General features: G+C 66.7%; 18 protein-coding genes. 8 read left to right on the forward strand and 10 right to left on the reverse strand.

Annotation, left to right across the window (positions count from 1 at the left end):
• Nucleotides 1-86: 86 nt before the first annotated feature.
• Nucleotides 87-392: a hypothetical protein gene (locus AC6LKD_RS27365; RefSeq protein WP_237709933.1), complete on the reverse strand. Its 306-nt coding sequence runs from the start codon at nucleotides 390-392 to the stop codon at nucleotides 87-89.
• Between the two features lie 121 nt (nucleotides 393-513).
• On the opposite strand from AC6LKD_RS27365, the gene AC6LKD_RS27370 reads away from it, so the two are divergent.
• Nucleotides 514-1458: a LysR substrate-binding domain-containing protein gene (locus AC6LKD_RS27370; RefSeq protein WP_492276581.1), complete on the forward strand. Its 945-nt coding sequence runs from the start codon at nucleotides 514-516 to the stop codon at nucleotides 1456-1458.
• A gap of 131 nt (nucleotides 1459-1589) precedes the next feature.
• On the opposite strand, the gene scpC is transcribed toward AC6LKD_RS27370, so the two are convergent.
• The gene (gene scpC, locus AC6LKD_RS27375; RefSeq protein ID WP_498118013.1) at nucleotides 1590-3107 is read right to left on the reverse strand and encodes a succinyl-CoA:acetate CoA-transferase ScpC; all 1518 of its coding nucleotides are present in this window, start codon (nucleotides 3105-3107) and stop codon (nucleotides 1590-1592) included.
• Between the two features lie 240 nt (nucleotides 3108-3347).
• Here scpC and AC6LKD_RS27380 point away from each other — a divergent pair, with 240 nt between their 5' ends.
• Both AC6LKD_RS27380 and AC6LKD_RS27385 read left to right on the forward strand, forming a co-directional pair.
• Complete coding sequence (locus AC6LKD_RS27380) at nucleotides 3348-4268, forward strand: LysR family transcriptional regulator (protein WP_498118014.1); 921 nt, start codon at nucleotides 3348-3350, stop codon at nucleotides 4266-4268.
• Between the two features lie 233 nt (nucleotides 4269-4501).
• Nucleotides 4502-6910: a DUF3772 domain-containing protein gene (locus AC6LKD_RS27385; RefSeq protein WP_498118015.1), complete on the forward strand. Its 2409-nt coding sequence runs from the start codon at nucleotides 4502-4504 to the stop codon at nucleotides 6908-6910.
• A gap of 55 nt (nucleotides 6911-6965) precedes the next feature.
• On the opposite strand, the gene AC6LKD_RS27390 is transcribed toward AC6LKD_RS27385, so the two are convergent.
• Together AC6LKD_RS27390 and AC6LKD_RS27395 are read right to left on the reverse strand one after the other, a co-directional pair.
• The gene (locus AC6LKD_RS27390; RefSeq protein WP_498118016.1) at nucleotides 6966-7634 is read right to left on the reverse strand and encodes a hypothetical protein; all 669 of its coding nucleotides are present in this window, start codon (nucleotides 7632-7634) and stop codon (nucleotides 6966-6968) included.
• Nucleotides 7635-7678: 44 nt separating this feature from the next.
• On the reverse strand, nucleotides 7679-8143 hold the full coding sequence (locus AC6LKD_RS27395; protein ID WP_013395455.1) for a hypothetical protein: 465 nt from the start codon (nucleotides 8141-8143) through the stop codon (nucleotides 7679-7681).
• A 455-nt stretch (nucleotides 8144-8598) separates the two neighbouring features.
• Between AC6LKD_RS27395 and AC6LKD_RS27400 the strand changes: the two genes are divergently transcribed.
• Entirely contained in the window at nucleotides 8599-8889 is a 291-nt protein-coding gene (locus AC6LKD_RS27400) for an antibiotic biosynthesis monooxygenase family protein (protein ID WP_013395456.1), read from the forward strand.
• Nucleotides 8890-8919: 30 nt separating this feature from the next.
• Here AC6LKD_RS27400 and AC6LKD_RS27405 read toward each other — a convergent pair whose 3' ends face one another.
• The 6 genes from AC6LKD_RS27405 to AC6LKD_RS27430 all read right to left on the reverse strand — a co-directional run bounded on the left by AC6LKD_RS27405 (nucleotide 8920) and on the right by AC6LKD_RS27430 (nucleotide 13699).
• Complete coding sequence (locus AC6LKD_RS27405; RefSeq protein WP_207471875.1) at nucleotides 8920-9279, reverse strand: nucleotide pyrophosphohydrolase; 360 nt, start codon at nucleotides 9277-9279, stop codon at nucleotides 8920-8922.
• A 2-nt stretch (nucleotides 9280-9281) separates the two neighbouring features.
• The gene (locus AC6LKD_RS27410) at nucleotides 9282-9824 is read right to left on the reverse strand and encodes a 3'-5' exonuclease (protein WP_498118026.1); all 543 of its coding nucleotides are present in this window, start codon (nucleotides 9822-9824) and stop codon (nucleotides 9282-9284) included.
• Nucleotides 9825-9909: 85 nt separating this feature from the next.
• Complete coding sequence (locus AC6LKD_RS27415) at nucleotides 9910-10134, reverse strand: DUF1653 domain-containing protein (RefSeq protein ID WP_013395459.1); 225 nt, start codon at nucleotides 10132-10134, stop codon at nucleotides 9910-9912.
• A 105-nt stretch (nucleotides 10135-10239) separates the two neighbouring features.
• On the reverse strand, nucleotides 10240-11676 hold the full coding sequence (locus AC6LKD_RS27420) for a PAS domain-containing protein (RefSeq protein ID WP_498118017.1): 1437 nt from the start codon (nucleotides 11674-11676) through the stop codon (nucleotides 10240-10242).
• Nucleotides 11677-11858: 182 nt separating this feature from the next.
• Nucleotides 11859-12569 carry a glutathione S-transferase gene (locus AC6LKD_RS27425; protein WP_498118018.1) on the reverse strand — a complete coding sequence of 237 codons (711 nt, stop codon included), beginning with the start codon at nucleotides 12567-12569 and terminating at the stop codon, nucleotides 11859-11861.
• A 62-nt stretch (nucleotides 12570-12631) separates the two neighbouring features.
• Entirely contained in the window at nucleotides 12632-13699 is a 1068-nt protein-coding gene (locus tag AC6LKD_RS27430) for a GlxA family transcriptional regulator (protein WP_207471885.1), read from the reverse strand.
• Nucleotides 13700-13838: 139 nt separating this feature from the next.
• Here AC6LKD_RS27430 and AC6LKD_RS27435 point away from each other — a divergent pair, with 139 nt between their 5' ends.
• From AC6LKD_RS27435 to AC6LKD_RS27450, 4 genes are read left to right on the forward strand one after another with little or no spacing between them, the layout of a single operon-like run.
• The gene (locus AC6LKD_RS27435; RefSeq protein WP_498118019.1) at nucleotides 13839-14891 is read left to right on the forward strand and encodes an ABC transporter substrate-binding protein; all 1053 of its coding nucleotides are present in this window, start codon (nucleotides 13839-13841) and stop codon (nucleotides 14889-14891) included.
• Between the two features lie 9 nt (nucleotides 14892-14900).
• Nucleotides 14901-15953: an ABC transporter ATP-binding protein gene (locus tag AC6LKD_RS27440; protein WP_013395464.1), complete on the forward strand. Its 1053-nt coding sequence runs from the start codon at nucleotides 14901-14903 to the stop codon at nucleotides 15951-15953.
• On the forward strand, nucleotides 15950-16798 hold the full coding sequence (locus tag AC6LKD_RS27445; protein ID WP_492276575.1) for an ABC transporter permease: 849 nt from the start codon (nucleotides 15950-15952) through the stop codon (nucleotides 16796-16798). The genes AC6LKD_RS27440 and AC6LKD_RS27445 overlap by 4 nt, the downstream gene beginning before the upstream one ends.
• The gene (locus tag AC6LKD_RS27450; RefSeq protein WP_013395466.1) at nucleotides 16795-17586 is read left to right on the forward strand and encodes an ABC transporter permease; all 792 of its coding nucleotides are present in this window, start codon (nucleotides 16795-16797) and stop codon (nucleotides 17584-17586) included. The genes AC6LKD_RS27445 and AC6LKD_RS27450 overlap by 4 nt, the downstream gene beginning before the upstream one ends.
• The last annotated feature ends 4 nt before the right edge of the window (nucleotides 17587-17590 follow it).

A 17590-nucleotide genomic window follows, 5' to 3' on the forward strand; every position in this document is an offset into this window, starting at 1 on the left:
CTCTATATATAGGTCTATATATAGAGAGGACGGGGCCGCGGCGGGAAAAGAAGGAACGCCGAGCCGCCCATCACGGGCGCGCGCGCCTACCAGCGGAGATAGTCCACGTCGCGAAGCCGCGCCAGGTCGCGCTTGACTGCGGCTTCGTTCATCAACCAGTTGGGAGCGCCCAGATCCTGCAGCATGTGCTCATCCAGGTCGGCGGCAAGATGACGCAGCCGCGTTTCATTGCGACGCTTGCGATAAGCCGCCGCGAGCATGGCAAAGAATCCAAGGCGGGGCGGCGCCAGCTCGGCGGACGGCGCGCCGACTGGCATGGCCGCAGCGGGTTGACGATCCCAAGAGGCCCCGGCCAAGGGCGGAGAAGACGGGGTGCAAAGCTGTGCAGACATGATGGGCTCCAGGTATTTATGCACTTTGGTAAGCGTAGTCGCCCAATGTTCGGCTGAAAATCGAATTGTTTTGGGGGTATCGGTAAGCTATGATGACCAATCTCTCACCCCGATCCCAGCCATGCGCCTGCCACTCAGTACCCTCCCCGCCTTCCGAGCCGTGGCCGAGCTGCAGAATCTGCGCGCCGCAGCCGAACGGCTGCACCTCACCCACAGCGCCGTCAGCCAGCAGATCAAGGTGCTGGAAACCCAGTTGGGCTTTCCTCTGTTCGAGCGCAGCGGCCGCGGCATCGTCCTGAATTCAGCCGGCGCCGCGCTTTTGTGCAGTGTGCAAGGCGCCATGGCTCTACTGGATGAAGGCACGATGGCGGCATCGGCCGCGGCCTCGGGCAGCGAGCAGCGTTTGCGCGTTTCGGTGCTGCCGTCCTTCGCGCAGCGCTGGCTGCTACCTCGCATGGCGCGGTGGCGCGAGCGCAATCCGGGCCTGACGCTGGAGATCGAGACTTCCCAGCAAGTGGTGGATCTGCTGCGAGACGGCTTTCACGCGGCGCTGCGTTTTGGGCGCGGTCCCTGGGCGGGCGTGGAGTCGGAACCTTTGTTCGACACGCCCCTGCCCTTGATAGTCCTGGCGTCGCCGGAAACCGCGGCAGCGCTCCCCGACAATTCGCCGCAGACGCTGGCGCGCCAGCCTTTGCTTGGCGAGCGCGAGCTCTGGCAGACCTGGTTCAACGCTGCGGGGCTCAACACGCCCATCACGCCGGTGGCCTCCTTCAACGATGCCGGCATGATGATGCAGGCCGCCGAGCAGGGACTGGGCATCACCCTGGGCCGCCAACTGCTGGCCGCGGACGCGCTGTGCTCGGGCCGGCTGGTGCAGCTGTCGCCCATCAGCATCGAGTATGAGCAGGCGCAGACCTACCACCTGGTCTATCGGCCCAGTCTGCGCGACTGGGCGCCGCTGGTGGAACTGAAGCAGTGGCTGCGCGACGAACTGGAGATGTCGCGCGAAAATCTGAGCGCCCCCAAGTCCGGCCCCCGCAAGAAGCCGCAGGCAAAAAAAAGGTAAAGCAGCATCTGCTGCTTTACCTCTACCCAATCGCGGCGCCAGCGGAAACCACGATCCGCAGGCCGGGATACGCTACGCACGCATGACCCGGCAGGCGCCGCGGCGGCGGCAGCCTCAGGTGGCGGCGGACCTCAGGCCACCTTGCGCGCAGCCGGCTTGGCCGGCCGCATCGTATCGGTTTCGTTGAAGCGCTGGTGCCAGGAGAACGCCTCTTCCAGCAGATGCGGCGTCTGGCCGCCGCGCTCGCAAGCGCGGTCGAAATAGTCCTGCAAGGCTTCGCGGTAGGACGGGTGCACGCAATTCTGGATGACTGTGCGCGCGCGTTCGCGAGGCGCCAGGCCGCGCAGGTCCGCGAGGCCGCATTCGGTGACCAGCACGTCCACGTCGTGCTCGGTATGGTCCACATGGGACACCATGGGCACCACGCTGGAGATGTCGCCGTTCTTGGCCATGGACTTGGACACGAAGATCGCCAGGTGCGCGTTGCGGGCGAAGTCGCCCGAGCCGCCGATGCCGTTCATCATGTGCGTGCCGCCCACGTGCGTGGAATTCACATTGCCGTAGAGGTCGAATTCCAGCGCGGTGTTGATGGCGATGATGCCCAGCCGGCGCACGATCTCGGGCGCATTGCTGATCTCTTGCGGACGCAGCACGATGCGCTCGCGGTAGTGCTCCATATTGGCCAGGATCTTTTCGTAGACCGGCTTGGACACCGTGATCGAGGAGGCCGACGCGAACGCGAGCTTGCCCTGGTCCAGCAGTTCGATGGCGCTGTCCTGCAGTACCTCGGAGTACATCGTCAGGTTCTCGAAGCTCGACGACTCGAAGCCATGCAGCACGGCGTTGGCGATGGTGCCGATGCCAGCCTGCAGCGGCAGCAATTCATTGGTCAGGCGGCCGGCATCGACCTCGCGGCGCAGGAAGGCGTTGATGTGGCTGGCGATGGCATTGGTTTCCTCGTCGGGCGGCAAGGCGTTGGACGGGCTGTCCGGTTCCTGCGTGATGACGATGGCGGCAATCTTGGCGGGATCCACTTCGATGCAGGACAGGCCGATGCGCTGGTCGGGCGAAACCAGGCCGATGGGCTGGCGCGCCGGACGGGCTTCGGGCACGTAGATGTCGTGCAGGCCTTCGATGGCGGCGGGCACGCCCATGTTCAGTTCGATGATGATGACGTCCGCCTGCTGCGCGAAGGAAGCGGAGTTGCCCACCGACATGGTCGGCACGATGGCACCGGTCTCGGTGATGGCGGCGGCCTCGATGATGGCCACGTTGATGGGGCCGATATGGCCCGCGCGCAACTGCTCGACGGTTTCGGACAGGTGCTGGTCGATGAAGGCGATTTCGCCTTGGTTGATCTTGCGGCGCAGGGTCGTGTCGACCTGGAACGGCATGCGACGCGCCAGCGCGTTGGCTTGTGCCAGCATCTTGTCCGTATCGTGGCCCAGCGACGCGCCGGTAATCAGGGTGATGGAGAGCGGTTCGCGCTCGGCGCGGGCCGCCAGCGCCGCCGGCACCGACTTACAGTCGCCCGCGCGGGTGAAGCCGCTCATTCCGACGGTCATGCCGTCCTGAACCAGCAAAGCCGCCTGATCGGCGGAAGTGATCTTGGCGCGCAGCCCAGGGTGGCGGATACGGTCGAGATGCATGGTGTCTCCAGATTCAAGGGCCTACGTGCGGCGGGGCGCGGCATTGCCGCCATGCGCCCAGGCGCCGTCTGACGCGGCGTTTCCCGAGATTCCAGGGCCGGCTCGAAGCGGCCCGGGAACGAATTTTCCGCAGTATAGGAAGGCCGGCTCAAATCTCGTAATGACTTAAAATCATCTAGATAAGTCGCTTTTTTCATCGTTTGAATGTTTTGCGCGCATCGCGCGAGGGAATTCCGGTCCATGGACGTGCGCGCTCTGCGGTATTTCGTCGAAACCGTCAGGCATGCCAGCTTCACGCAGGCGGCCAAGACGCTGTTCGTGACGCAATCGACGGTGAGCAAGATGATCCGCCAGCTGGAAGAAGAGGCTGGCACGCCGCTGCTGATACGCGACGGCCACACGGCCCGCCCTACCGACACGGGCCGGGTCATGTACCAGCGCGGCCTGCAGGTGCTGGAAACGATGCGCCAGCTGTCCGAAGAACTGCGCCAGACGGCCGACCTGCGCCGCGGCGCGCTGGAGGTCGGCATCCCGCCCATGATCAACCTGCTGTTCACGCCTGTGGTCAAGCGCTTCCGCGAACTGCATCCCGGCATCCACCTGACGCTGCGCGAAGGCACCGGCCAGGCCGTGGAGGAGCTGGTCGCCAGCGGCGAACTGGAAGTAGGCGCGACCATTTTGCCGATCGCGCCGGACGGCGGCCTGGCGGCCCAGCCCTTCGGCAGCTACCCGATCTGGGTGATAGGCCCGCCCGACGCGCCCTGGGCCGGCAAGACCTCGTTGCCGCTCGCCGCGTTGCGCGATGCGCGCCTGCTGATTCCCACGGACGACTTCGCCATGACCCGCCGCTTGCGGCAGGCCTTTGCGGATGCCGGATTTCAACCCGGCATCGCCGCGCAAAGCGCGCATTGGGATTTCCTGGTGGCGATGGCCTCGGCAGGCCTGGGTGTGGCCCTGCTGCCCGAACCGCTGATGCTGCGCATGAAAACGCGTGGCTTGAGCACCGCCAAACTGGCCAAATCCGGCATGCAATGGGAAGTCGGCCATATCTGGCAGCAATCCGGCTATCTGTCGTATGCCGCCCGCGCCTGGCTGGAGGTGTGCGACACGGTGCTCGGCAAGCCGAAAAAAGGCGCCGTGCGCGCCAACCTGCCTGGTTGAGTTGAATCCAAACGTAGGCCAGGTAAACATGCTTTGCCAAAGCTGCCGGCCTCTGGGCCTCGCAGGGTGAATGCTCCGCCCATCCGGCCCTGTTTCTACCCCCGCTTCAGGCTGTCATTCCGGTGTTTGATCGTGCCGTCAAAAATAGGGCCGCAGCGCTCGTTTTTGTTGCAACGGATGGGGCGGCGCCTTGCTATGCTCCCGCCTCGATGCGAGCGACTCGCCCAAGAAACATGACACAGACTCCCCTTACCCTGCCCGCCCGGTCCCGCCGCGCCCGCTACTCCGCCTTGGTGGCGCTGATGGCGGCGCTGCTGCTGGCGCTTTTCCTGCTGCCAGCCCACGCCGCAGCGCCGCCTACCCCGGCCGACACCGAAGCGACGCTGGCGGCCGCGCGCAAGCAGATCGATGACATCCGCAAGCGCGTCGCCGACGAGACCGACGACGCCACCCTGGTCAAACAACGCGGCGATGCGCTGGACATCCAGTCCAAGGCCGACGCCGCCGCCGAGGCCCTGACTCCTCAGCTGGCCAGCGTAACGGCCCGGCTGAGCGAGCTGGGCACTCCGCCCGAAGGCGTCAAGGAAGCGTCCGACGTGGCCGCGCAACGCATGCAGCTGGATAAGAACAGCCGCGCGCTGGACGCACAGATCAAGCTGGCCCGGCTGCTGTCCGTGGACGCCGGACAAACCGCGGAGCAGATCTCGGCGCAACGGCGCAAGCAGTTCCAGGCGCGCCTGGGCGAGCGGCGCGACTCCTTCCTGTCCGGCCAATTCTGGACCGAGTTCCGAGAGGAGTTCCCGCGCGACCTGGAACGCCTGGAAGCCCTGCGCGACGACCTGGCGACCGCGGTCGGCCAGACGCCGAAATGGGGCTGGCTGCTGCTGGGCGCGGCGATCGCGCTGACCATCGCCCTGCGCGTCGCCATCGGCCGGGTGCTGCTGCGGATAACCGCCACGCGCGTCCCGCCCGGGCGCTTGCGCCGTTCCTTTCTTGCGGTCACGCATCTGGTGCTGGCCGTGGCCACGCCGGGCGTCATCGCGCTCTTGATCCATATCGGCCTGGACTGGGATTCGCAGCTGAGCGACAACACCTCGTCGCTGCTCGCGAACCTGGTGGCGACGGTCTGTTTCGGCGGCTACGTGTCCGGCCTGGGCTATGCGCTGCTATCCGCGAACCGTCCTTCGTGGCGCCTGCCGCCCATCAGCGACGCCGTGGCGCTGCGGCTGCGCTGGCTGCCCGGCGTGCTGGGCGTGCTGGTGGTGATGATCTGGCTGGCCGAGCGCCTGCCGGTGCTGCTGAACGCCAGCCTGACCACCACCATCACGCTGACCGGCATCGTCGCCGTGCTGACCATGGCGACGATAGGCGCGGTGCTGGCCATCAGCCGCCGGCTGCGGCGCCAGGCCATGCAGGAAAGCGAGGCCCCGATCCCGTTCTGGGTGTCGCTGCTGCTGACCTCGGTCTGGACGGTGCTGATCCTGAGCCTGGCCAGTTTGCTGGCCGGCTACGTGGCGTTCGGCAGCTTCATGGTCAAGCAGGTGCTGTGGGTGCTGATCGTGCTGGCCTCGGCCTATCTGTTGTCCACCCTGATCGAGGACGGCTTCAGCACGCTGCTGGGCACCTCGCACCGCGACGGCGGCGAACACGAAGCGCCCAGCATGCGCGACCAGGCGGCCGTGCTGCTGTCGGGCGTCGGCCGCGTGGCGGTCGGCCTGCTGGCCGTGATCCTGTTGCTGGCGCCCTTTGGCGAAGCGCCGATGGACCTGTTGCAGCGCTTCGACCAGCTGCGCAAGGGACTGGCCATCGGCGAAGCCCAGATCCGTCCGGGCGCGGTCCTGCAGGCGCTGCTGGTGCTGGCGCTGTCGCTGCTGGCCGTGAAGATGCTCAAGCGCTGGCTGTCCAACCGCTACCTGCCCACGACCGAGCTGGATCCGGGCATGCAGTTGTCGGCCGCCACGCTGTTCGGCTATGCCGGTTTCGTCACAGCGGTGGCGCTGGCGCTGTCGGCCGCCGGCTTCGGCCTGGAACGCGTGGCGTGGATCGCGAGCGCGCTGTCCGTGGGTATCGGTTTTGGCTTGCAGGCGGTGGTGCAGAACTTCGTGTCCGGCCTGATCCTGCTGGCCGAGCGTCCGGTCAAGGTGGGCGACTGGGTATCGCTGGGCGGGGTCGAGGGCGACATCCTGCGCATCAACGTGCGCGCGACGGAAATCCAGATGGGGGACCGCTCCACGGTGATCGTGCCGAACTCGGAGTTCGTCACCAAGACCGTGCGCAACGTGACCCGCTCGAATCCGCTGGGGCTGGTGCAGATCAAGCTGCCGCTGCCGCTGTCGACCGACGCGGAACAAGTGCGCGAATTGATCCTGCAGGCTTTCTCGGACCACGAGGACGTGCTGGACGCGCCCGCGCCGAACGTCTTCCTGGACGGCATCGAGGGCGGCAACCTGGTCTTCAACGCCAAGGGTTACGTGTCGTCGCCGCGGGCAGCCTACGGCGTGCGCAGCGCACTGCTGTTCACCCTGCTCAAGCGCCTGCATGACGCCGGCCTGGAGGTGTCGTCGCCACCGACCATGCTGCTGGCTTCGGCACCGCCGCCGGCAGCGGCGCCCCTCGCCGTCGCGCCGCCGCCCCAGTCCTGAAGCCGCCACATCCTGCCGCCATCCCGCCCCGCCCGGGACTGGCAGGACTTCCGCTTCAGCCCGGCGTATACAGCTCGGTAAAAGTCCGGTTGCGCAACGGCGGCGCCGCCAGCGCGGCGCTCTGCACGCTGCGCACCGGATAGGCCCGCGCCTCGGGCGCCGGCGGTTGCGGCGGCGCGGGGCGGTCGGCCAGGACCGGCCCCGAAGGCGCCACCTGCGCCACCGCGTTGCTGTCGAAACGGTGATCCGCGGTCGTCAAGGCAGGATTGGTGCACAGTCCCTGCGCCACCAGCGCCGCCTTGGTGCGGTCGTCGGTCTGGCACAGAATGTCGATGGCCGCGGTTTCCAGGCGGCGCGAACGGTCCGCGTCCTTGGTCGAGGCGGCCGCCTGCATGGTTCGCTCGAAGTTGCGTCGCAGGCTGCACTTCTGATCCTCGATCGGGATCGCGACGTTCAGGCCGAAGCCGACCACGGCGCCGCCGCCGCCCGCCGAAACCATGCAGCTGTCGGAAGAGAACGAACCGTAGAAACTCTGTCCGCCCAGCGGCGGCACGCTGCGCAGCGTGCTGGACCCGCTGTTATTGGAGTTGAGCGTGATGCCCTGATTGTTGCCGGCGTTGGTCGATCCCGACGACGCCGATGTCGTCGCATTGGAACTGCTGGTCTGGGCGCCGGCGGAAAACGCCGCCAGCGACAGGGAAATGGCAAGCACTATAGTCTTCATGATGTCCCCTCGCCCGGACGGCCGGAGCCGTCCGGATAACTGGGTCAGTGATTGAAACCGCCGACATGGCCCACCGGACCGATGCCATGTATCGACCCGAATGCACCCACATTCACCGCATGGAAGGAGCCCGTCGCCGAAGCGCTGGTATCCGTCTTGGCGAACGTGGCGCCGCCATTGGCGATGCTGTCGCCCACCATGATGGGCGCGTTGCCCGACACGTGGCCGTACGAATCGCTGTTGGCGTACTGGCGCGTGCTGGTGACCACTTGCGTGCCATCGCGGCTGAAGCTGCCGCCCACTTCCGCAACGCCACCCGTCATGCCGAACGACACCTGGGTGGATGAACCGTAGCCGTTGATCTGCGTGGCGGCCACGGAGCTGCCTGTGGAAATGGATGATGCGGTGCCATTGATTGCGCCGGCGTGGCCCGTGATTGATCCACCAGGGTCCGCATAAGCCGAAACAGCGAACAAGGACAACGCGGCGACTGCTATGAGCTTTTTCATTTCAGCTCCTCCTGCTCCGTGCATGCACGGATTCACGATTTACCGGCGACCGACCGGCGCGGACCGTTACCGCTCAGCGCCACGCCTGGACAATGACGAAAGGCGTGGGACTTTCGTATTGGTACGGAATGATTGCGCCGTCCTAGGCAAGTCGATATCGCCTAAACGGGCGACCGAATCCCGATGGACGATCCCTGGCTGTAAAACAATCGGCCAGATTTGCGGCAATCTTGCGCGGCGACCCTGCGTATGGACGAGAAAAAACGCGCTGGCTGTGCGCCGTGCACGTCCGGCTTCAACTTTATGGATGGGAATAAGGCGGACCGCCTCGGGCAAGTTCCCTAGCGCGCACAACCGAAGCGGCGAGGCCCGCTGCGCGCCTGGCCCGGGATTTTCAGCCATACTACGGCGGCCAGCCGGGCGCTACCCGGCCTCATCTGTTTGGAGACCAGAACATGATCCAGGAAATTGCCAGCATCCATGTCCGCGAAGGGCAGGAAGCGCTGTTCGAGGCAGGCGTCGCGCAAGCGAAGCCGCTGTTCCTGCGGGCCCGCGGCTGCCACGGCATGGAGCTGTACCGCAGCATCGAGCAGCCGCAGCGCTACACGCTGGTGGTGGATTGGGAAACCGTCGAAAACCACATGGTGGACTTCCGCGAATCCGGCGATTTCCAGGAATGGCGCAAGCTGGTGGCGGGCTTCTTCGTCGAACCGCCCCAAGTGCATCACGAGCAAAAAGTGATTTGACGCGGCCAACCTGGCCGCATCGCACGCGGGTCAGGACTGTTCAGGCGGATCGTCGTACTTGCGCGCGCTGCCGCGAAAACGATCCGCCGGGTACTTCCGCGCATTCTTGACCATCTTGCCCGCGACCGCATCGGCGATGTTGATGCCGAGCTGATCGGCCAGGGCCACCAGGTACATCTGCACATCCGCGATTTCGTCCGCGGCATCCGCCAGCTTTTCGGGCGGCATCTGGCGCGACTCGGCCTCGCTCAGCCATTGGAACAGGGACACGAGTTCGCCCGCCTCTCCGGCCAGCGCCATCGCCAGGTTCTTGGGCGTGTGGAACGGCTGCCACTCCCGCTCTTCGGTAAAGCGGCGCACGGCGAGCCGGATCTGTTCCAGGTCGGACATGGCTACTCCTGGCCCGCGGCCAGGCGGGAACTGGCGGCCAGCGCCACCGCCACGGTCGTGCGCACGTCGGCCAGCGCGCGGTGGGTGGGATTGGAAGCGCCCACATGGCGCGCCAGGATTTCCAGCTTGTGCGAGGGCAGCTCCGGCCAGGCGCGCCGCGCCAGCGCCAGGGTGCAATGGGTGGAATTGGCGAATGGCAGGCCGGTCTGGTCCGCCGCCGCACCCAGGAAGCGCCGGTCGAACGACGCATTGTGGAAAAACACAGGCAGGTCTTCCACGAAATCCAGGAAGGAGGAAAACGCCTGCACCACCGGCACGCCATCGCGGTCGACTTCCGCCTGCGTGATGCCGGTCAGCCGGCTGATGAAGGACGGCACCGGGCCGCGGGTACGCACGACTTGCGTGTACTCGCGCTCCAGCGCCCCCGCCTCGCCCACGCGCACCGCCGCGAACTCCAGAATCTCGCAGGTCGTGGTGGACAGCCCGGTGGTTTCCAGGTCGGCCACGATGAACGGGCCGCGCAACGCCTGCAGCGCCGCGGCCAGGGCCTCCGCGCCCGCCTTGCCGCCCGCCGCCCGGACGGGAGAGGCGCCGCTCGCGCGCGGCCGGCGATAGAAGTACGTCACAGCCTTACTCCGCCGGCCGCAAGGGCGCAAAGCGCGGCGCGCCATCGGGCAACTGGCCGAAGAACATGTCCGCCGGACGCACCCACAGGCCGCGCTCGTGCGGCCACAGGTGTTCGTAGACGACCAGGGACTCCTCGGTTTCGGAGTGGCGGGCGGTGCCCACATAGAGGTAGAGGCCGCCCTTGTAATGGCGGTGCGAGGCGAGAGCCAGTGCTTCGGATTCGGTCATGGACGGTAGCCGCAAATGGCGCGGCCCGGGCGGAATGGCTCCTGCCCGGGCCTGCGGGTTCAGATCAATACCGTCTTTATAGCGCATCGGGCCGGCAGCGCCGGCTCAGTAGCGCACGTATTGCCGCTCGGCCTGCGGTTGCAGCGGGCCATTGGCCGCCGGCCTCGCCCGCAGGGCTGGCGCCACGGGCTTGACCGCGGCGGTTGGCGGCGCGGTGCGCGCAGGCTCGCCGGCCCGCTGCGTGATGTCCTCGGTGACCTCGCCCAGCCGGGCGGACTGGGCCAGCGACACCTCCACCACCTCCGCCATGATTTCAGTCACGCGGCGCGACGACGCGACGATATCGTCCATGGTCGTGCCGGCCGACTGGACCTGGCGCGCCCCGCTCTCGACCTGCTGCACCGAGGACGTGATCAGATCCTTGATTTCCTTGGCCGCTGCCGCGCTGTTCTGCGCCAGGCTGCGGACCTCCGACGCCACGACAGCGAAGCCTTTGCCGTGCGGGCCGGCGCGCGCGGCCTCGACCGCGGCGTTCAGCGCCAGGATATTGGTCTGGAACGCGATGCCGTCCATCACCCCGATGATTTCCGAGATGCGGCGCGAGCTCTGGGTGATGCCGCCCATCGTCAGCACCACTTCCTGCACCGTATGGCCGCCCTGCTCAGCCACGCGACAGGCGTCCTGCGCCAGCGTATTGGCCTGGCCCGCGCGCTCGGCGTTTTCGGTCAGGCCCTGGACCGCAACGCGCAGGGTCTGGGCGGCGGTAAAGCGCCGCGTGATGTCGGTGGCGTACTTGACGACCTTTACCGGGCGGCCCTCGGCGTCGAAGATCGGGTTGTAGCTGGCTTCGATCCAGACTTGGCGGCCGCCCTTGCCGATGCGCAGATACTGCCCGGTGTCGTGCTCGCCATTGCGCAGCCTGCGCCAGAATTCCTTGTACGCCTGACCGCGCGCCTCTTCCGGCGGGACGAACATGCTGTGGTGCCGCCCCTGGATCTCGTCCGCGCGATACCCCACGGCGTCCAGGAACAGGTCGTTGGCGCGGATGATGGTGCCGTCGAGTTCGAACTCGATGATGGCCTGCACCTTGGAGATCGCCGCCAGCTGGCCTTCCACGTCCGCCTGCCGCTGCTGTTGCGCGGTGATATCCACGGCGTACTTGACCACTTTGACCAGCCTGCCGTGGCGGTCGAGGATCGGGTTGTAGGAGGCTTGCAGCCAGACGTCGCTGCCGTCCTTGCGGATCCGGCGATAGCGCCCGGCATCGCGGCCGCCCTGCCGCAGGCGGCTCCAGAATTCCGCATAGCCGGCCGATGCGCCCTCTGCCGGATCGACGAACATGCGGTGGTGCCGCCCCTCGATCTCGTCCAGCGCGTAGCCCATGGTGTGCAGGAAGTTCGGGTTCGCCGCCAGGACGTGGCCGTCCAGGTCGAACTCGATGACGGCCTGGGCGTTGTGGATCGCAGCGATCTGCCCGAGCATGTCGGCCTTCTGCATGCCGCGGTCCATGCGCAGCAGCTGGCTGAGGGTAATCCATTTCATCGTGACGTCTCCTACCCGGAACCCGGATGGTTTGATGCCGTTCGACCTATCTGCCGCGAGACAAATGGATATATTTATCTAACAATTTGCAAACATTTAATCTTAAAAATGAGTAGGTCTCAAGATTTTCAAGAGACTCCTCAAAAAAATCGGCATCCAGCAACACCAGGGTTTATCCCGACTCAAGCGGCGTCCAATTCGCGATATTGGCGAAAGATTCCTTCTCCGAAAGGCAAGCGCCTGCCGCTGTCGAAGTAAGGCTGCAATGCCGGCAGCGACGCCACGCGCGCATGCAGCGCCATGACGTTGGGATAGCGCACGGCCAGGGTGGCCATGCGCTTGGGGAAGGCGAAGAGCAGGCCATCGACCAGGTGGAACAAGGACAGGTCCACATAGGTCCAGCGCTTGCCGCCCGCCAGCCAGGCCTGCTCGCCGCCCAGCACGCGTTCGAAGTAACCCAGGAACTTGGGCATCCGTTCTTCCCGGAAGCTGCGTGCGCGGCGCGCGGCCTCGACCTTCTGGTCTTCGTAGTACTCGCTGGCGGATATCGGATGATGCGTGTCGTGCGCTTCGGCCACCATGTCGGCGATGGTGAGTTGCAGTTGGTTCACCCACAACCGCCCTTCCAGCGAGTCCGGCGCCAAGCCGTGCTTTTCGCCCAGGAACAGCAGGATGTTGGCGGTCTGTGCCAACGTCATCTTGCCCGCCACCAGATAGGGCGGCGCGAACGGCGGATGCTTGCGCTCCGCGCTCAGGTCCGCGACCAGCGTGCCTTCATCGGCGCCCGGCTGGCGCGCGCATTCGCGATAGGGGATGCCGCCAGCTTCCAGGGCCAGGCGCACGAACTCGCCGCGCCCGGGTATGCCGTCCCAATACCAAAGGTCATAGGTCATGCCGTCTCCTTCCGTTGATACGCCCAGGACCCGCCTGCTCCGGAACGAGCCGTGCACGGGCCCTAGGCGGGAAACACGCTGACGCCGCTGTCGCGATCCGCCGCCTGCTGATACTGGCGCGGCGACTGGCCGAAATGCGCGCGGAAGTCGCGCGAGAAATGCGCGCCGTCGGCAAAGCCGCAATCCAGCGCGATCTGCGTGATGCTGCTGGGATTGTTCAAGAGCAGCCAACTGCCGTATTCCAGCCGCAACTGCCGCTGAAACGCCATGGGCGACATGCCCGTCGCCAGGCGGAACGCGCGTTCCAGCTGCCTGCGCCCCACGCCGACGTAGCGTGCAATCGCATCCAGCGGCGGCGGGTTGTCAATGCGCTGCTCGATGAAGTGCGCGGCTTGGCGCACGCGCAGGTCCTGGATGCCCGACAGATCCGTGTGGAAGTGCGCTTGCGGCACGCGCCCCGGGCGCACGCCTTGCAGCATCATGTGCCGCATCGCCTGCTGCGCCTTGTCGCGCCCGCAATGACGGGCCACCAGATACAGGGCCAGGTCGATTGCAGCCGTGGAGCCGGCGCAGGAAATCAGGTCGCCTTCGTCCACGAACAGTCGGTCCACCACCGCGCGGGCTTGCGGAAAGCGCTCGCGGAAGGTGTCCAGCACGTTCCAGTGCACGCAGACCGTGCGCGGCCCGATGACGTCCGCCTGCGCCAGCGCGAAGGTGCCCGTGCATATGCCCAGCAGCCGCACGCGCTGCGCCGCCGCCAGCCGCAGCCAGTCGCGCAAAGGTTCGGGCAGGCGGCCGTTGAAATAGTCGTTGCCGCCGCAAACCGCCACATAGTCGAACTGGGTCGGGTCCTCGGGCAGGCCGTCGGCCACGTCTATGGTCAGGCCCGCGCTGCAGCAGCGCGGCTTGCCGTCCCAGCTCATGACGCGCCAGGCGGTATGGATCTGGCGGCTGCGGCCGCCGTGATCGCCCGCCAGCCGCAACACGTCCACCAATCCGGCAAAGGCGGCCAGCGTGAACTGGTCCAGCAGCACGATGCCTACGGTCAGTGCGGGTTTCCCCTGGGGCAGGCCGCTGAACTCGTCGTCATAGGAGAAAGACGGCGCCGCGGCGGGTGTAGCGGTTTCCATGTCGCAATTATTCAAGTTTTTGTCCCAGGCCTTCAAGCTGGTTTTCCCGGGGATCGCCCAAGATGCATCTATGGCACCGCGCTGCCGCGCCCGCCGGCGCAGCCGCAACGGGCCGATAAATCGACAAGGGGAATCCGACATGGCAACACCTACCCGCAGCGCGATCCGCGCCGCCTTGCTGGGAACCGGCCTGCTGCTCGCAGGCCAGGCGCTGGCCCAGCAGCAAAAGATCACGGTCGCCTGGTACGGCGGCAACTGGGGCGACGCGTTCCGCGCCTGCGTGGCCGAGCCCTATACCAAGGCGACTGGCGTGGCCGTGGTGCCGGAAGTCGGCACGTCCACCACCACACTGGCCAAGCTGCAGCAGCAGAAGGGCGCGCCCACCATAGACGTGGCCTGGATGGACGGCGGCATCAGCGAACTGGCCGCCGAAGCGGGCGTGCTGGACGCGCTGGATCCCGCCGGCATCCCCAACCTGAAGAACGTCATCGACCAGGGCGTGTACCGCAATGGCGCTGGCGCCTACGCCGTCAGCACCGGCTACTACTCGCTGGGCATCGCCTACAACACCAAGGAAGTGCCGCAACCGCCCACCAGCTGGAAGGACCTGTGGAAGCCCGAGTACGCGGGCGCCGTCGCCATTCCCTCGCCGGCGAACTCGTCGGGCGTGCCGTTCATCTTCTTCCTGGCGCGGGTGTTCTCCGTCGACCCGTCCAATCTGGCGCCGCTATACGCCAAGCTGGCGTCGCTGGACACCGCGCTGTTCTTCGACAGTTCGGGCGCGGCCACCAACGCCTACCAGAGCGGCGAGGCCATCATCGGCGCGCACTTCAACGTGGGCGCCTGGGACTTGATCGACAAGGGCCTGCCCATCGGCTTCGCCGTGCCCAAGGAAGGCGCCTGGGCCACGGATGCGCGCCTGCATCTGGTGCAGAACGCGCCGAACAAGGCCGCCGCGCAGAAGTTCATCGACACCGCGCTCACGCCGGATGCCGCCGCCTGCCTGGCCACGCGCCTGTACCTGGGGCCCGCCGTCAAGGACGTGCAGGTGTCCAAGGACGTGGCCCGCAAGCTGCCCTGGGGCGCGGACGGCTCGGTCAAGAACCTGAGCCTGTTCGACTGGAACCTCATCAACAGCCGCCGCGCCGAGGTCACGGACGCCTGGAACCGCCAGGTTGCCCGCAAGCGCTAGGGATAAAACATGTCCGCTTTGCTCACCATCGAAGGCGTATCGATGCGCTTTGGCGCCTACCAGGCGCTGGACCGCATCGACCTGGAGATCCAGCAGGGAGAGTTCGTGGCCTTGCTCGGTCCCAGCGGCTGCGGCAAGACCACCCTGCTGCGCTCGATCGCCGGATTCCTTCGGCCCGAAGCCGGCCGCATCCTGATCGAAGGCCAGGACATCAGCCGCCTGGCCGCGCACCAGCGGCCGCTGAATACCGTGTTCCAGAACTACGCGCTGTTTCCCCACATGAGCGTGCTGGAAAACGTGGCCTATGGTCCGCGACGCCAGGGCGCGTCGAAGCAGGACGCGGCCGGGCGCGCGCGCGCCGCGCTGGACATGGTGGGGCTGGCAGACTTCGGCCCGCGCTATCCGCGCGAAATGTCCGGCGGCCAGCAGCAGCGCGTGGCGTTGGCGCGCGCCATCGTGAACCAGCCCAAGCTGCTGTTGCTGGACGAACCGCTGTCGGCGCTGGACCTGAAACTGCGCAAGCGCATGCAGCTGGAGCTCAAGCACCTGCAGGCCAAGCTGGGCATCGCCTTCATCTTCGTCACGCACGACCAGGAAGAAGCCATGACCATGGCCGACCGGGTGGTCGTCATGCATGCGGGCAAGATCGAACAGGTGGGCGGCGGGACCGAAATCTACCGGCATCCCGCCACGCGCTTCGTGGCGGAGTTCATCGGCGACGCCAACCTCATGCCGTTCACGGCCATCGACGGCGATGCACTGCAGATGGATGCCCAAGGCCTGCGCGTGCGGCTCCCGGGCAAGACCGCGCCCGCGCGTGGCGTCGCGGTTCTGCGGCCCGAGGACCTGCGCCTGGCCGATGCATCGGCGGCCACGGCCCTGAGCGGCACGGTCACCGACGTCATCAACGTGGGCAGCCATTGCATGATCCACGTGGACATCGGCGGACAGGTCCTGGTGGCGCGCCACGGCGGCATCGCGCCGTCCGGCCTGGGCCCGGGCGCAGCGGCGCGCCTGGCATTCGCGGCGGAACACCTGCACCTGATCGGTGAACAGCCATGAGCATGCGCGCCTGGCGTTCGCCCTGCCTGCTGCTGGCGGCTCCCGTGCTGTTCTTCGCGGCCTTCTTCCTGGCGCCGCTGGCGGTGGTGGCGCTGGCCAGCATCACCGGCGGGCCTGACGGCCTGAGCTTCACCCCGCAGCAATACTTGCGCGTGCTGGGCGACCAGTACCACTGGGACGTGATCCTGGTGACCTTCCGGCTGGCGCTCTTCACTACCGTCGCCTGCGTGCTCCTGGGCTATCCGCTGGCCTGGTATCTGGTGCGGGTGGTGCGCTGGCAGGCCTGGCGGCGCTTCTGCGTCATCCTGCTGGTGGTGCCGCTGTTCACCAGCAACATCGTGCGCGCCTTCGGCTGGATGGTGCTGCTGGGCCGCAACGGCCTGGTCAACCAGGCGCTGGTGGGCGTGGGCGCCGCCGATCGCCCGGTGCGCTTCATCGGCACCGAGCTGGGCATCCTGATCGGCATGGTCTACGTGCTGCTGCCCTTCGTGGTGCTGGCGGTGGGCAATGCGCTGGCGCGGGTCGATCCGGCCTGCGAGCAGGCCTCGGCCGACCTGGGCGCCAGCCCGGCAGCCACCTTCTTCCACATCACCTGGCCGCTGACGCTGCCTGGCGTGGTGTCGGGCGCCATCATGGTCTTCACGCTGGCGGTCAGCGCCTACGTGACGCCGGCCCTGCTATCCGGCGGGCGCGTGTCAGTGCTGTCCATGCTGATCTTCCAGCAGTACAGCACGGTGTTCGACTTCCATTACGGCGGCGCGCTGAGCATGGTGCTGCTGGTGTTCACCTTGATATTGGTGGCGCTGGCCAACCGCGCCGCCGTCCTGCCGGGAGCCGCGCGATGATCGCCCGCAACCTGATCCGCCTGATCGCCCTGGGCGTGCTGGCCTACCTGGCCCTGCCGCTGGTGGTGATCCTGGGTTCCTCGTTCACGGCCACGCCTTACCTGGCGTTTCCGCCCAAGGGCTTCACGCTGGACTGGTACCGCACCCTGCTGATCGAAGCCGGCTATGTCGCGGCGTTCACGACCAGCACGGTGCTGGCCCTGGCCGCCACGGCCGCGGCCGTGCTGCTGACGGTGCCCGCCGCGCTGGCGGTGGCGCGCTACGAGTTCCCGGGCAAGGCCGCGCTGACCTCGGTGCTGATGTCGCCGCTGGTGCTGCCCCACATCGTGCTGGGCGCGGCGCTGTTGCAGTACGGCGCGTACTTCGGCCTGACGCGCAGCTTCCTGTCGCTGCTGATCGGGCACATCGTCATCATCGCGCCCTTCGTGCTGCGTTCCACGCTGACCTTGCTGACGCCGGAGCAGCGCGCGCTGGAGGAAGCTTCGGCGGACCTGGGTGCGAATCCCTGGACGACCTTCTTCCTGGTGGTGCTGCCGCAGATCCGGCCGGGCATCGTCACCGGTTCGATCTTCGCCTTCATCTCTTCGTGGATCAACGTGGAGTTGTCCATTTTCAACACCACGGCGGACCTCAACACCATCCCCGTGAAGCTCTTCAACTACGTGCAATACACGATAGATCCGACCATCGCAGCCGTATCGGGCGCCACGATCGTGGTTGCGGTGATCGCCATCGTCATCCTGGATTTGACCGTCGGGCTGGACATGCTGTCCGAACGCGGCAAATAACTTT

Source organism: Achromobacter sp. D7-1 (assembly GCF_059760445.1).

Bases quoted from the DNA above. Each gene is read 5' to 3' on its own strand.
- AC6LKD_RS27365 (WP_237709933.1), bottom strand. From the start codon at position 392: ATGTCTGCACAGCTTTGCACCCCGTCTTCTCCGCCCTTGGCCGGGGCC.
- AC6LKD_RS27370 (WP_492276581.1), top strand. From the start codon at position 514: ATGCGCCTGCCACTCAGTACCCTCCCCGCCTTCCGAGCCGTGGCCGAG.
- scpC (WP_498118013.1), bottom strand. From the start codon at position 3,107: ATGCATCTCGACCGTATCCGCCACCCTGGGCTGCGCGCCAAGATCACT.
- AC6LKD_RS27380 (WP_498118014.1), top strand. From the start codon at position 3,348: ATGGACGTGCGCGCTCTGCGGTATTTCGTCGAAACCGTCAGGCATGCC.
- AC6LKD_RS27385 (WP_498118015.1), top strand. From the start codon at position 4,502: ATGACACAGACTCCCCTTACCCTGCCCGCCCGGTCCCGCCGCGCCCGC.
- AC6LKD_RS27390 (WP_498118016.1), bottom strand. From the start codon at position 7,634: ATGAAGACTATAGTGCTTGCCATTTCCCTGTCGCTGGCGGCGTTTTCC.
- AC6LKD_RS27395 (WP_013395455.1), bottom strand. From the start codon at position 8,143: ATGAAAAAGCTCATAGCAGTCGCCGCGTTGTCCTTGTTCGCTGTTTCG.
- AC6LKD_RS27400 (WP_013395456.1), top strand. From the start codon at position 8,599: ATGATCCAGGAAATTGCCAGCATCCATGTCCGCGAAGGGCAGGAAGCG.
- AC6LKD_RS27405 (WP_207471875.1), bottom strand. From the start codon at position 9,279: ATGTCCGACCTGGAACAGATCCGGCTCGCCGTGCGCCGCTTTACCGAA.
- AC6LKD_RS27415 (WP_013395459.1), bottom strand. From the start codon at position 10,134: ATGACCGAATCCGAAGCACTGGCTCTCGCCTCGCACCGCCATTACAAG.
- AC6LKD_RS27420 (WP_498118017.1), bottom strand. From the start codon at position 11,676: ATGAAATGGATTACCCTCAGCCAGCTGCTGCGCATGGACCGCGGCATG.
- AC6LKD_RS27425 (WP_498118018.1), bottom strand. From the start codon at position 12,569: ATGACCTATGACCTTTGGTATTGGGACGGCATACCCGGGCGCGGCGAG.
- AC6LKD_RS27430 (WP_207471885.1), bottom strand. From the start codon at position 13,699: ATGGAAACCGCTACACCCGCCGCGGCGCCGTCTTTCTCCTATGACGAC.
- AC6LKD_RS27435 (WP_498118019.1), top strand. From the start codon at position 13,839: ATGGCAACACCTACCCGCAGCGCGATCCGCGCCGCCTTGCTGGGAACC.
- AC6LKD_RS27440 (WP_013395464.1), top strand. From the start codon at position 14,901: ATGTCCGCTTTGCTCACCATCGAAGGCGTATCGATGCGCTTTGGCGCC.
- AC6LKD_RS27445 (WP_492276575.1), top strand. From the start codon at position 15,950: ATGAGCATGCGCGCCTGGCGTTCGCCCTGCCTGCTGCTGGCGGCTCCC.
- AC6LKD_RS27450 (WP_013395466.1), top strand. From the start codon at position 16,795: ATGATCGCCCGCAACCTGATCCGCCTGATCGCCCTGGGCGTGCTGGCC.